Raw genomic sequence first — 13,257 nt, 5'->3', positions numbered from 1 at the left:
CACCCCGGCGCAACGCCGGGGCACCTTTCCCAAGGCGGGACGCAACGTTGGCGCAGGCGAATATCGACGAAAGACGGCCCACGGATCGATTCTCCGCGGCACCTGTCCGACCCCAGGCGCAGTATGATGCCCGCTGCCTTCGCGTTCCGTCCGCCCCAGGTGCCGTCTTGTCCGATCTCGCCCAGAACCCGCCCGCCGTCCGTACCGTCCTCGCCGGCCTGATGCTGTCGATCTTCCTCAGCGCCCTCGACCAGACCATCGTCGCCGTCTCCCTGCCGGCGATCTCGGCCGACTTCGCCGACCTCGACCTGCTGGCCTGGGTGATCTCGGCCTACATGGTGGCGATGACCGTATCGATGCCGATCTACGGCAAGCTCGGCGACCTCTACGGCCGCCGCCGTCTGATGCTCTTCGCCATCGTCGTGTTCACCGCCGCCTCGCTGCTTTGCGGGCTCGCGCAGAGCATGGGCCAACTGGTGCTGGCGCGAGTGCTGCAGGGGATCGGCGCGGGCGGGCTGATGGCGGTGAGCCAGGCGATCATCGGCGACATCGTCCCGCCGCGCGAGCGCGGCCGCTACCAGGGTTACTTCAGCAGCATGTACGCCATCGCCAGCGTCGCCGGCCCGGTGCTCGGGGGCCTGCTCACCGAGTACCTGTCGTGGCGCTGGGTATTCTGGATCAACCTGCCGATCGGCCTTCTCGCGCTGGCCATCTCGCGGCGAACCCTGGTCGGCCTGCCGGTGCCGCGCCGGCAACCGGTGATCGACTACCTGGGCATCGTGCTGATGGTGGTGGGCCTCACCGCGCTGCTCCTGGCCATCACCCAGATCGGCCAGGGCGCAGCCTGGAGCGACCCTGCGCTGCTCGGCCTGTTCGCCCTGGCGGCGCTCGCCCTGCTGCTGTTCGTCGCCCAGGAGCGGCGCTTCCGCGAACCGCTGGTGCCGATGCAACTGTTCGCCGTCCGCGCCGCCACCCTCAGTTGGCTGGTTGCGTTCTTCGCCAGCTTCCAGGCCATCTCGCTGACCGTGCTGGTACCGCTGCGCTACCAGAGCGTTACCGGCGCCGGCGCCGACAGCGCCGCGCTGCATCTGCTGCCGCTGGTCATGGGCCTGCCGCTGGGCGCGTACTGCTGCGGGCGGCTGACCGCCAGCCTGGGACGCTACAAGCCGCTGATCCTGCTCGGCGCCGTCCTGTTGCCCTGCGGCATCGCCGGCCTGGCCCTGGTCCCGGTCGGCGACCACTGGCTGTCCGGGCTGTGCATGCTGCTCACCGGGATCGCCATCGGTACCCAGTTCCCGACCAGCCTGGTGGCCGCGCAGAACGCCGTGGAGCAACGCCACATCGGCGTCGCCACCAGCAACGCGACGTTGTTCCGCTCCCTCGGCGGGGCGGTCGGGGTGGCGCTGATGTCGGCGATCCTGCTGGCCCTGCTCAAGCACCTGCGGATCGGCGGCGGGCTCGACCAGGGCTTTTCCGAGAGCGCCCTGCTGAGCAGCCTGGACGCCGCCAGCGGGCCGGCCCGGGTGATCCTCCAGCATGTCCTCGCGGATGCCTTCAAGGTGCTCTTCCTGGTCAACGCGGCGGTGGCGCTGCTCGGCCTGGCGGTGGCCTCGGCACTGCCCGACATGACCCTGCGCGGCCGCGGCGCGACGCAACCGACGGCAGGCGAGTGAGCGGACGCCGATAATCGAACGCTTTCGTCCCGTCGGCGACGGCGTCCGGTTTACAAAAGTAACCGTTCGGTACATTTTCCCGGCATCGATGACATCATTGCTGTGGAGGCTGCGCCATGACGCGCACGGTACTGGTCCTGAACGGCCCCAACCTGAATCTGCTCGGCACCCGCGAGCCACAGACCTACGGCCGGCGGACCCTGGGCGAAATCGCCGACGAATGCGCGGCCTTCGCCGAGACGCGCGGCTTCGCCGTGGACTTCCGCCAGACCAACCAGGAAGGCCAACTGCTCGACTGGATCCACCAGGCCCGCGGCCGGGTCGCCGGCATCGTCATCAACCCCGCCGCCTGGACCCACACCTCGGTGGCGCTGCGCGACGCCCTGGCCGCGGTGGAACTGCCGGTGGTCGAAGTGCACCTGTCCAACGTCCACCAGCGCGAAGCGTTCCGCCACCACTCCTACGTCTCGCCGGTGGCGCTGGGAGTGATCTGCGGATTCGGCAGCCTCGGCTACCGCCTGGCCCTGGAACATTTCGCCGAGCGTTTCGAGGCGGCCGCATGAGCGCGCCGCGATCGGTTCTCGCCGGCCTGATCGGTGCCGGCATCCAGGCGTCGCGGACCCCTGCCCTGCACGAGCGCGAGGGCGACGCCCAGGGCATCCGCTATCTGTACCGGCTGATCGATCTCGACCCGCTGGGCAAGTCGGCGGACGACCTGGAGTTCCTGCTCGCCGCCGCCAGCGACCTCGGCTTCACCGGGCTGAACGTCACCTTCCCCTGCAAGCAGGCGATCATCCCCCTGCTCGACGACCTCTCCGCCGAGGCACGCGGCATCGGCGCGGTGAACACCGTGGTGCTGCGCGATGGCCGGCGCATCGGCCACAACACCGACTGCCTGGGCTTCGCCGAGGGCTTTCGGCGCGGCCTGGCCGACGCGCCGCGCCAGCGCGTGGTGCAGATGGGCGCGGGCGGCGCCGGCGCGGCAGTGGCCCATGCGCTGCTCGCCGAGGGCGTCGAGCGGCTGGTCCTGTTCGACGTCGACCCGGCGCGGGCCCAGGCCCTCGCGGACAACCTCAACCAGCACTTCGGCGCGCCACGAGCGCTCGCCGGCAGCGACCTGGCCGGCGCCCTGGGCGATGCCCAGGGATTGGTCAACACCACCCCGGTGGGCATGGCCAAGCTACCCGGCATGCCGGTGCCGGCGGAACTGTTGCGCGCCGACCTGTGGGTCGCCGAGGTGATCTACTTTCCGCTGGAAACCGAGCTGCTGCGCCAGGCCCGCGCCCTCGGCTGCCGCACACTGGACGGCGGCACCATGGCGGTGTTCCAGGCGGTGAAGGCATTCGAACTGTTCAGCGGGGTGGCGGCCGACGCCGCGCGCATGCAGGCGCACTTCGCCAGCCTGGGCGACTGAATGGCGCCCCTCTCCCGCCAAGGGGAGAGGGGACCGGAGTCAGGCACGGATGTAGCGCAATACCGCCTCGCCAATCATCCGCCGGTGCCGCTGGCGAACCTCGGCGTCGTGCAGGTCGGTGCGAAAGATCCGCGACACGGTGTAGCGATTGGACACCCGGTAGAAGCAGAACGAACTGATCAGCATGTGCACGTCGAGCGCCTCCAGCCCGGCGCGGAACACCCCTTCCGCTTCGCCGCGGCGGAGAATCTCGGCGATGCTCTGGACGATCGAGCTGTTGACGCTCTGCACCAGTTCGCTGCTGGCGATGTGCTCGCCCTTGTGGATGTTCTCGATGCTGATGATGCGCACGAAATCCACATGCCGGTCGTGGTAGTCGAAGCTGAACTCCACCAGCTTCTCCATCGCCTTGGCCGGCGGCAGCGCGCCCAGCCGCAGGGTGCCCTCGATACCGCGGATGTCGCTGTAGAGCTTCTCCAGCACGGCCTGGTAGAGCTGCTCCTTGCTGCCGAAGTAGTAATAGATCATCCGCTTCGAGGTATGCGTGCGCTCGGCGATGGCGTCCACCCGCGCACCCGAGAGGCCCTGGGCGACGAACTCGTCGATGGCGGCGCGGAGGATGTCCTGGCGGGTCTTCTCGGGATTGTTCTTGCGTCCCTTGCCGCGCGGAGCGGATTCCTCCACGACGGCGGGATCAGGCTTGGACATCGGTGACTCACTCGTGGCCGGCGGGAATTGCGGCCGATTATGCGGGGCCCGCCCGGCTGTAGGAAGAGCACCTGCCGGAGCCCCGACAATTCTCACAGCTTGACCCGGCGCACACCCCGCCGCGCTTGCGCCATCGCCGCCAGGCGCACCGGCACGTTGGCCGCGCCGTAGCCGGCGTAGCCGTGGCGGCGCTGGAGGATCTCGAAGAAGAAGCGCTCCTCGAACGGCTCGGTGAACACATGGAACAGCTCGCCGCCCTGGGCGTCGCGGTCGTAGAGGACGTTGTAGTAGGCCAGTTCGCTGAGGAACTCGTCGTCGAAGTCGAAGCGCGCGGCGAGGTCGTCGTAATAGTTCAGCGGGATTTCCAGCAGTGCGACCCCGGCCTCCTTGGCCTGGGCCACGGCAGCGAAGATGTCGGCGCAATCGAAGGCGATGTGGTGCACGCCGGAACCGCGATAGCTGGACAGCGAACGGGCGATGGCGGTGTTGCGGTCCTCGGAAATGTTCAGCGGCAGGCGCACGCTGCCGCAGGGGCTACGCACGGCGCGACTGGTGACCAGGCCATAGGGGTCGGGCAGCACCACCTCGTCATCGGCGCCGAAGTCGAACAGGCTCTTGTAGAACAGCACCCAGCTGTCCAGGCCTTCGGCGGGCAGCGCCAGGGCCACGTGGTCGACGCGCCGCAGGCCGAGGCCGGAGGTGTCGGCGTCGTTCGTCAAGAAGTCGCTGTCGTAGATGCTGCGGCCCTCGGTGTGCCGCTCGACCAGATACAGCAGGCTGCCGTCGAGGGCGCGCACCGCCGGGATTTCCCGCTCGTTGGGGCCGAGCAGTCCGCGGTACGGCTGGCCTCCGTACGCACGAGCGCGCTCCAGCGCCTGGCCGGCGTCACGCACGCGCAGCGCGGTGGCGCACAAGGACGGTCCGTGGGCCTCGAAGAAACCGTGGGCGAAGGAATAGGGCTCGGCGTTCAGTACCAGGTTGATGTCGCCCTGGCGCAACAGGCTGACATTCTTCGAACGGTGCTCGCCGGCCCTGGCGAAGCCCAGTCGTTGCAACCACTGGCCAAGGCGCGCGCCGAGCGTCTCGTCGACGGCGAACTCGAGGAACTCGATGCCGTCGCAGAGGCTCGCCGGCGGCGGCGCGAACAGCTCGTCCACCGCCACGTGCGGCGTCTGGCGTTGCAGGCGCTCGCGGGTCTTCTCCTCGAGGTAGAGCAGCGAGCGCAGGCCGTCGACGGCGTTGGCGCGGGTCGGCGCGGCGCGGAAGCCGTCGTTGAAGACCTCCAGCGACAGCGGACCGCGATAGCCGGACGCGACGACCGGCGCGAGGAAGCCTGCCAGGTCGAAGCCGCCCTGACCCGGGAAGCAGCGGAAGTGCCGGCTCCATTCCAGCACGTCCATTGCCAGCAAGGGCGCGTCGGCCATCTGCACGAAGAAGATCTTTTCCCCCGGAAGATCGGCGATGCCGCGGGGATCGCCGTCCAGCGAGAGGGTGTGGAAGCTGTCGAGGATCAGCCCGAGGTTCGCCTGGTCGGCCCGCCGCACCAGGTCCCAGGCCTGCTCCCAGGTGTTCACCTGGCGCCCCCAGGCCAGCGCCTCGTAGCCGATGCGCAGGCCGCGGACGGCGGCGCGCTCGGCCAACTGCCGGAGGTCATCGGCCAGCAGCGCCGGTTCGCCGAGGGCATCGGCAGCGACGTTGCTGCACACCAGCACCAGGTCGGTGCCGAGTTCCTGCATCAGGTCGAACTTGCGTTCGGCGCGCTCCAGGTTTCGCCCCAGGCGTTCTCGGCGGCAGCCCTCGAAGTCGCGGAACGGCTGGAACAGCAGGATCTCCAGGCCCAGGTCGGCACACAGCCGGCGTACGTCGCGCGGGCTGCCGTCGTAATGAAGCAGGTCGTTCTCGAAGATTTCCACCCCGTCGAAACCGGCGGCGGCGATGGCCTCGAGCTTTTCCGGCAGGGTGCCGCTCAGGGATACGGTGGCGATCGAACGCTGCATGCTTCGACTCCTCAATGCGCCCTACGGCGCCTGGCGCCGCGCGAGGGCCGGCGGCGGAACGGCGGAGGCGCGGATAGCCCGCGCGGGATGCGCCGGGAAGCCACTTCGGGTCGCTGAGACCGCTCGCCCGGCAAGCCGATTATTGGTTTGCGCCAACTGACGGGCAACGCAAAATGTACGAACTGGTTAGTATTCCGTTCGAATATCGAACGGAAGCACGATTATCGAATTGACGCTTTTTCGACCAATCGCGCACCATCGCAGCCACCCGTGCAGGCCGTCCCGATCTGCCGGAAGCGCTCCGCGCTTCTTCCCCGGGCACCTGCGCAACCCACGCGACATAACAATTTCAAGAATCGGGTACCCGCTCATGTCCATCGCCGACCTCTCCGTCCGCCCTCCATCCCGTCCGCTCGCCGCTCGCCCGGCCCGACCGCCCCTGGCCCGCTGACACCGGCGCGGCCCCTGGCCCGCCTGCGTGCAACCCAGAACGACAAATCCAGGCCGGGCGCCCAGGCGCCGGCCGCCGAAAGGATGGCCCCGTCAATGATCCACTCTTCCAGCTCTCGACTGTTCGCCGCCGACGCCCCGCGGGAATCCCGCGGCGGCAGGATCCGCAACGCCTTCGCCGTCGGCCGGACGCGCTGGGGCATGCTCGCCCTGGTGTTCTTCGCCACCACCCTGAACTACATCGATCGCGCCGCCCTCGGCGTGATGCAGCCGATCCTGGCCGAGAAGATGAGCTGGACGGCGATGGACTACGCCAACATCAACTTCTGGTTCCAGGTCGGCTACGCCATCGGCTTCATCCTCCAGGGCCGCTTCATCGACAAGGTCGGGGTCAAGCGCGCGTTCTTCCTCGCCGTGCTGCTCTGGAGCCTGGCCACCGGCGCCCACGGCCTGGCGACCTCGGCGGCGGGCTTCATGGTCTGTCGCTTCATCCTCGGCCTGACCGAGGCGGCCAACTACCCGGCCTGCGTGAAGACCACCCGCCTGTGGTTCCCCGCCGGGGAACGGGCGGTGGCCACCGGCATCTTCAACGCCGGCACCAATGTCGGCGCGATGGTCACCCCGGCCCTGTTGCCGCTGATCCTCGGCGTCTGGGGCTGGCAGGCGGCGTTCCTCTGCATGTCGGCGCTGGGCCTGGTCTGGCTGGTGTTCTGGTGGCGCAACTACTACAACCCCGAGGAGCATCCGCGGGTGAAGCAGAGCGAGCTGGAATACATCCAGCAGCAGGAGGAGCCGCCCGCCACCCGCGTGCCCTTCTCGCAGATTCTCCGCCGCCGCGGCACCTGGGCCTTCGCCCTGGCCTACTCGATCACCGCGCCGGTGTTCTGGTTCTACCTCTACTGGTTGCCGCCGTTTCTCAACCAGCAGTACGGCCTGGGCATCAGCGTGACGCAGATGGGCATCCCGCTGATCCTGATCTGGTTGACCGCCGACTTCGGCAGCGTCGGCGGCGGCATCCTTTCGTCCTGGCTGATCGGCCGCGGCATGCCGGCGATCCGCGCGCGCCTGCTGTCGATGCTGCTGTTCGCCTGCACCATCGTCGGCGTGGTGTTCGCCGCCAACGCCAGCGGCCTGTGGATCGCCGTGCTGGCCATCGCCCTGGCGGTCGGCGCACACCAGGCGTGGACGGCGAACATCTGGAGCCTGGTGATGGACTACACGCCCAAGCACCTGATGAGCACGGTGTTCGGCTTCGGCGGCATGTGTGCGGCGCTGGGAGGGATGTTCATGACCCAGATCGTCGGCGGCGTACTGACCGCGACGAACAACAACTACGCGGTGCTTTTCACCATGATCCCGGCGATGTACTTCATCGCCCTGACCTGGCTGTACTTCATGGCCCCGCGCCGGATCGAAGCATGAGTCCAAGCGCCCGGCGCTCGCCGGGCGCCTCCCTGCCTAGAGAACAAGAACGAAGGGACACTCCCATGTCGCACCCGAGCCACGTCCGCGCGCTCTGCGCTTCCCTCTGCCTGGGCGCCGGCCTGCCAGTCCATGCCGGGCACGTCCATGCCGGGCAAGGTTTCCTCGAAGATGCCAAGGCCAGCCTCACCGCGCGCAATTTCCACCTGCACCGCAACTTCGTCGGCGATGCCAGCCAGGGCAAGGCCGAGGAGTGGACGCAGAGCTTCATCCTCGACGCCCGCTCCGGCTTCACCCAGGGCAGCGTCGGCTTCGGCCTCGATGTCCTCGGTCTCTACAGCCTGAAGCTGGATGGCGGCAAGGGAACGGCCGGCACCCAACTGCTGCCAACCCACGACGACGGCCGCCCGGCCGACGACTTCGGACGCCTGGCGGTGGCCGGCAAGCTGCGCGTGTCGAACAGCGAACTGAAGATCGGCGAATGGATGCCGGTGCTGCCGATCCTCCGCTCCGACGATGGCCGCTCGCTGCCGCAGACCTTCCGCGGCGGCCAGCTCAGCGCCAACGAGATCGCCGGCCTGACCCTCTACGCCGGCCAGTTCCGCGGCAACAGCCCGCGCAACGACGCAAGCATGCAGGACATGTCGCTGTTCGGCCGGCCAGCCGCCACTTCCGACCGCTTCGATTTCGCCGGCGGCGAATATCGCTTCAATGGCGAACGCAGCCTGCTCGGCCTGTGGAACGCCGAGCTGAAGGACATCTACCGCCAACAGTACCTGCAACTGCAACACAGCCAGCCGCTCGGCGACTGGCTGCTGGGCGCCAACCTCGGCGGCTTCCGTGGCCGCGACGCTGGCAGCGCGCGCGCCGGCAAGCTCGATAACCGCACCGTTTCCGCGCTGTTCTCCGCGCGCTACGGGCTGCATACCCTCTATCTCGGCCTGCAGAAGGTCAGTGGCGACGATGGCTGGATGCGGGTCAACGGCACCAGCGGCGGAACCCTGGCCAACGACAGCTACAACGCCAGCTACGACAATCCCGGCGAGCGCTCCTGGCAACTGCGCTACGACTTCGACTTCGTTGGCCTCGGCCTACCCGGCCTGACCTTCATGACCCGCTACCTGCATGGCGACCATGTGCGCCTGGCCGGAGTCACCGACGACGGCAGCGAATGGGGACGCGAGAGCGAGCTGGGCTACACGCTGCAGAGCGGCGCCTTCAAGCGTCTCAACGTCCGCTGGCGCAACTCCAGCCAGCGCCGCGACTGGGGCAGCAATACCCGCTTCGACGAGAACCGGCTGATCGTCAGCTATCCGCTGAGCCTGTTGTGAAGCCTACGCGCCGACCCCGTTGCGTTCAGCGGCCACGGCGCCAGGCGACCACCAGGCCGCTGGCGCAGATGACGAGGATGCCGAGCAGCGACCAGGCGTCCGGCACGTGGCCGAACACCAGCAGGCCGAGCAGGCCGGCGAAGATGATCTGGCCATAGCTGAACGGCGCCAGGGTCGCCGGCGGCGCATGGCGGAAGGCCTGGGTCAGCAGCAGGTGGCCGCCCATGCCGCAACCGCCCAGGGCGATCATCATCAGGCCGTGGAGAAGACTTGGGGTCTGCCAGAAGAACGGCACCAGCAGGCTCATGATGAGCGTGTTGAAGATGCCGGCGAGGAAGTTGCTGGTGGTCGGGCTGTCGCTGTTGGCGAGCATCCGCGTGAGCAGCTGGTAGAGCCCGAAGCACAGCGCCGAGCCGAGCGGGAACAACGCCGCCGGGGTGAACAGCGCGCCACCGGGACGCACGATGAAGAGCACGCCGATGAAGCCGGTGAGCACCGCCAGCCATTGACCGAGGCTGACCTTCTCCTTCAGCAACGGCACGGATAACGCGGTCACCAGCAGCGGCGCCAGGAAGTTCACCGCGGTCGCCTCGGCCAAGGGCAGGTAGCGCAGGCCGGTGGTGAAGAACAGGCTGGTGCCGATCAGGCACAGCGCCCGCGCCAACTGCATGAGCGGACGGCGGCTGCGGATCACCGCGAGGCCGTTGCGCGGCACGAACACGGCGACCATCAACAGGGTGTGCACCAGGTAGCGGGCCCAGACCACCATGACGATCGGGTAGAAACCGGAAAGGAACTTGGACAACCCGTCGTGGCTGGCGAACAGGAACACCGCGGCACAGATCAGCAGGATGCCGCGCAGGGTCTGGTCGCTGGCGGGCAGCGGGGAGGTGGATGCGTTCATCGGAGGGTCCGGGCACCAGGGCAAATCGATAGCAGGCTATTTATTCTGACGGTACCCGCCATCGAGGAAAGAAACGATCGGCTTCAACGTTTGGAAACTATAGAACCCCGTTCCATTATGCAAACGGGCAACCTGCCTGCGCGGTGGCGCTACAGGCGGGCGAGCAGCGCCCGGGTCCGCTCGATCGCCAGCCGCGCCCGCTCCGCGCCATCCACGCCGCGCGCGAGCAGATCCAGCGCGGGCACCTCCAGGCTCAGCGGCAGGTTCTCCGGCAAGGCGCGCAGCAGCGCCAGCAGATCGAGCCCGCCATCGCCAGGGAAGCGCCGTTCCTCGCGGGCCTGGCGAAGGATTTCGTCCATCGACGTCGGACGCGGCCCGACGACATCGCAGAGTTGCGCGTAGCCCAGGCGCGCAGGCGGGATCGCCCGCAGGTCTTCCAGGCTGCTGGCCGAGCGGTCGAAATGGAAGGCGTCCAGCAACAGGCCGGCGTTGTCCCGCGCCGCCGCCTCGACCACCCGCGCGGCCTGCCGCAGGTCGCGGATCCCGGTCCAGGGCATGAACTCCAGGTGCGGGTCGAGGCCGAGCGGCCGCGCCAGGTCGCACAACGCGGCGAAATTGTCCGCGCTGCGCCGTTCGTCGTCATCGTTGCCGGCCACCAGCACATAGCGCGCGCCGAACTCGGCGCCGACCTCCAGCACCGCGGCGAACTCGCCGACGCGGGTGTCCGGACGCAGGCGCAGGATCTCCACGTCCAGCGTGCGCACTCCGCTGTCGCGCAGCCGCGCCAGGGTCCGCCGGCGCAGGCCGGCATCGGCCAGCAGCGGATAGTGGTGCTCTTCCACGGTGGCCGGCACCAGGCGCAGGCCGACATGACTGTAGCCGGCGCGGGCGGCAGCCTCGACCATGTCCGGGGGCGACAGCTCGAGCACGGTGAGCGCCGCCAGGGAAAGAATCCTCGATTCCATGCACTACCTCATCGTCAGCGGTTCAGAAACTGGCCGGCGCGCAGGCCCGGCCACTGCGCGCGGCCTCGCGAACCGCCTCGACCAGCGCCAGGGTGCGAGCGGCGTCGGTGGCATCCATCAATGGCGCTTCCTCGCCCCGCGCGACCCGGACGAAGTGCTCTAGCTGGCGTTGCAGGGGGTCGCCTGCCGCCACGGCCTCCACGCTGGCCGCCAGCGGGTCGTGCCAGCCCTGCCGGGCCTCGGCGTAGCGCCAGCGGCGGAGCTGGGGAAGGCTCAGGGCACCCTCGGTGCCGGCCAGCAGGTAGCAGGGTTGCTCGGCCTGGCGCGGATAGACCGGGTTCTCCCCGGCTGCCAGCTCCCAGCTCCAGGGCGCCGCCGCAGCGTCGCAACCGGTCAGGCTGCCCAGGGCGCCATTGGCGAAGCGCAGGAGCAGCGCGATGTTGTCTTCGTTGGGCAGGCCACGGATAGCGTTGCCGGCCAGCGCCTGCACCTCCCGCACTTCCCCGCACAGGTGGCGGAGCAGGTCGAGGTCATGGATCAGGTTGGTCAGCAACATTCCCGCGCCGGGCTCGCGACGCCAGGCCACCTCGAAATAACTGTCGGGCTTCTTCAACTGCCAGAGCGCGGTGACCGACAGCAACCGACCGAGCGCGCCCTCGGCGATCAATTGGCGCGCCCGCACGACCAGCGGATTGTGCCGACGATGGTGACCGACCAGCAGCGGAACGCCAGATCGCCGGGCGACGGCCACCAGCTCGCTCACTTCGTCGAGCTGCACGCCGACCGGTTTTTCCAGCAGCAGCGGCACCCCGGCGGCGAGGCAGTCGAGGGCGGTGGCGACATGCAGGTTGTTCGGATTGGCGACGATCGCCGCTTGCGGCCGGGCTTCTTCCAGCAACCTCCGATGATCGCCGAACCAGGGCACGCCGGCGTCCGCGGCGAACGCCTGGCCCTGGGGATCGGCCACCGCACACAGGCGCGCGCCGGCGATTCGCTGCAAGCGGTGGTAATGCTGGCGGCCCATATTGCCGGCGCCGATGAGGGCGATGCGAAGCGGTGCGTCCAAGGCGGTCCCCAATCGTTGTTTTCTTGTTCGCTTCAAGATTCCAGAACGCCGTTCCAGATTTAGCGAGGGAGATTATTTGAACGAATGGCTGGCCCCGCGCAAGAGCGCTTCGAGACGGCACTACCGCCGGGGCATCCATGGAAGTGCGGAAAGGCCCGCCGCATGCGGGCTCGTGACAGGCAAGAAAGCGTTCGCTATTCGAACGCTGATGTCGGGAAAGGACTGGGGCCGGGCCGGATGGCTCAGCGGAACAGCTCGGACGCCTGGCTGGCGTGGGACAGGTCCTGCGCCGCGGCCAGGAGCAGGGGCGCCAGTTCGTGCATGCGCGCCTCGCCGAAGCGTGCGCTCGGCCCGGCCACGCTGAGCACGCCGAGAGCCCGTCCGTCCTCGGGGTGGCGCACCAGTGCGGCCATCGCCGCCATGCCCGGCGCCGAGCATTCGATCTGCCAGGCATAGCCGTGCTCGCGGGCGCGCTTCAGGTAGCGCAGCAGCTCGCTCCTGGAGCGCGGCGCGTTGGGACCGAAGTCCCGCGCCGCCCCTACGCCCTGGCGCTCCACCAGCGCCAGCGCCGCCTTGTCGCTCAGGCTGGCCAGCCAGGCGTGCCCGGATGCGGTGTAGAACAGCGGCGCCTCGCGCCCCATGTCGGGGTCGTAGCGTAGCCCGGAGGTGGCGCCCTGGGACTTGGCGATCCAGGTCTGGCGATCGCCTTCGATCACCCCCAGGCGCACCAGTTCGCCGGTCTCCCGGGCGAGCCCGTCGAGCACCGGCTGGACCAGGTCGACCACCCCGCTGGAAGCGAGGAAGCGGAAGCCCAGCGCGGCCAGGCGGGTGCTGAGGCGGTAGCGGCTGGTGTCGTCGTCCTGGCGCACGTAGCCGAGCCGGATCAGCTCGGCGAGCATGCGGTGCGCGGCGCTCTTGGGGATATCCAGGCGGTCCGCCAGTTGTTGCAGGGGCAGGCCACGGGCATCGCTGGCGAGGAGTTCGAGCAAGCCGAGGGCGCGTTCGATGAGGCTACCGGCCATGGAGGGGCGTTCCTGAGTCGAGGAAAGGCAGGATTCTAGAATCTGGTTCCGGATTTTCACAGCCTGGCGAAGGTCGAGATTTCACAGGGTTTCGTTCGATCAGCGAACCGATAAACGATTATCGGATTGCCACTCCCCATGGCCCTCCGTAATGTGTCTGCACCCCGGCAGGCCGAGCGCCTCCGCTACAAAAACAACAGGGGAATCCCGACATGCCGCAGCACGCCTTGCCTTCCGCCGCCTGCACCTGAGCCACGCGTCCGACCCTCGTCCCACGCCCTCACTCTCGCCGCGGAACCCGTCCC

Annotated in this window: 11 protein-coding genes; 5 read left to right on the top strand and 6 right to left on the bottom strand. The window is 68.6% G+C overall.

Features of this window, described 5'->3' with window-relative positions; genetic code table 11:
* Positions 1 to 167: 167 nt before the first annotated feature.
* The 3 genes from ACM0M4_RS01420 (at position 168) to ACM0M4_RS01410 (ending at position 3,087) form a co-directional block, all read left to right on the top strand.
* Entirely contained in the window at positions 168 to 1,673 is a 1,506-nt protein-coding gene (locus ACM0M4_RS01420) for an MDR family MFS transporter (protein WP_003123834.1), read from the top strand.
* A gap of 116 nt (positions 1,674 to 1,789) precedes the next feature.
* Positions 1,790 to 2,236, top strand: a complete 447-nt coding sequence (aroQ, locus tag ACM0M4_RS01415) for a type II 3-dehydroquinate dehydratase (RefSeq protein ID WP_003106162.1) — start codon at positions 1,790 to 1,792, stop codon at positions 2,234 to 2,236.
* The gene (locus ACM0M4_RS01410; RefSeq protein WP_014602360.1) at positions 2,233 to 3,087 is read left to right on the top strand and encodes a shikimate dehydrogenase; all 855 of its coding nucleotides are present in this window, start codon (positions 2,233 to 2,235) and stop codon (positions 3,085 to 3,087) included. Before aroQ ends, ACM0M4_RS01410 begins: the two co-directional genes overlap by 4 nt.
* Before the next feature lie 39 nt (positions 3,088 to 3,126).
* Here ACM0M4_RS01410 and ACM0M4_RS01405 read toward each other — a convergent pair whose 3' ends face one another.
* Together ACM0M4_RS01405 and quiC are read right to left on the bottom strand one after the other, a co-directional pair.
* Complete coding sequence (locus tag ACM0M4_RS01405; protein WP_003101858.1) at positions 3,127 to 3,795, bottom strand: TetR/AcrR family transcriptional regulator; 669 nt, start codon at positions 3,793 to 3,795, stop codon at positions 3,127 to 3,129.
* A gap of 92 nt (positions 3,796 to 3,887) precedes the next feature.
* Positions 3,888 to 5,792, bottom strand: a complete 1,905-nt coding sequence (gene quiC, locus ACM0M4_RS01400) for a 3-dehydroshikimate dehydratase QuiC (protein ID WP_023118991.1) — start codon at positions 5,790 to 5,792, stop codon at positions 3,888 to 3,890.
* 546 nt (positions 5,793 to 6,338) lie between these two features.
* Between quiC and ACM0M4_RS01395 the strand changes: the two genes are divergently transcribed.
* Entirely contained in the window at positions 6,339 to 7,664 is a 1,326-nt protein-coding gene (locus ACM0M4_RS01395) for an MFS transporter (protein ID WP_073653855.1), read from the top strand.
* A gap of 65 nt (positions 7,665 to 7,729) precedes the next feature.
* On the top strand, positions 7,730 to 8,995 hold the full coding sequence (locus ACM0M4_RS01390; protein WP_003110226.1) for an OprD family porin: 1,266 nt from the start codon (positions 7,730 to 7,732) through the stop codon (positions 8,993 to 8,995).
* 25 nt (positions 8,996 to 9,020) lie between these two features.
* On the opposite strand, the gene ACM0M4_RS01385 is transcribed toward ACM0M4_RS01390, so the two are convergent.
* The 4 genes from ACM0M4_RS01385 to ACM0M4_RS01370 form a co-directional block, all read right to left on the bottom strand.
* Positions 9,021 to 9,899 carry a DMT family transporter gene (locus ACM0M4_RS01385; RefSeq protein WP_003084083.1) on the bottom strand — a complete coding sequence of 293 codons (879 nt, stop codon included), beginning with the start codon at positions 9,897 to 9,899 and terminating at the stop codon, positions 9,021 to 9,023.
* Between the two features lie 149 nt (positions 9,900 to 10,048).
* Positions 10,049 to 10,864 (bottom strand): sugar phosphate isomerase/epimerase family protein, encoded by an 816-nt coding sequence (locus ACM0M4_RS01380; RefSeq protein WP_003084082.1) that lies wholly within the window; start codon positions 10,862 to 10,864, stop codon positions 10,049 to 10,051.
* Positions 10,865 to 10,886: 22 nt separating this feature from the next.
* Positions 10,887 to 11,930, bottom strand: coding sequence for a Gfo/Idh/MocA family protein (locus ACM0M4_RS01375; protein ID WP_031631615.1), 1,044 nt, complete (start codon positions 11,928 to 11,930; stop codon positions 10,887 to 10,889).
* A 242-nt stretch (positions 11,931 to 12,172) separates the two neighbouring features.
* Positions 12,173 to 12,952, bottom strand: coding sequence for an IclR family transcriptional regulator (locus tag ACM0M4_RS01370; protein WP_003101874.1), 780 nt, complete (start codon positions 12,950 to 12,952; stop codon positions 12,173 to 12,175).
* Between the last annotated feature and the right edge of the window lie 305 nt (positions 12,953 to 13,257).

Source organism: Pseudomonas sp. 18-147 (assembly GCF_051048045.1).
GTDB lineage: Bacteria > Pseudomonadota > Gammaproteobacteria > Pseudomonadales > Pseudomonadaceae > Pseudomonas > Pseudomonas aeruginosa.
This window is presented reverse-complemented; position numbering and strand designations above follow the sequence as displayed.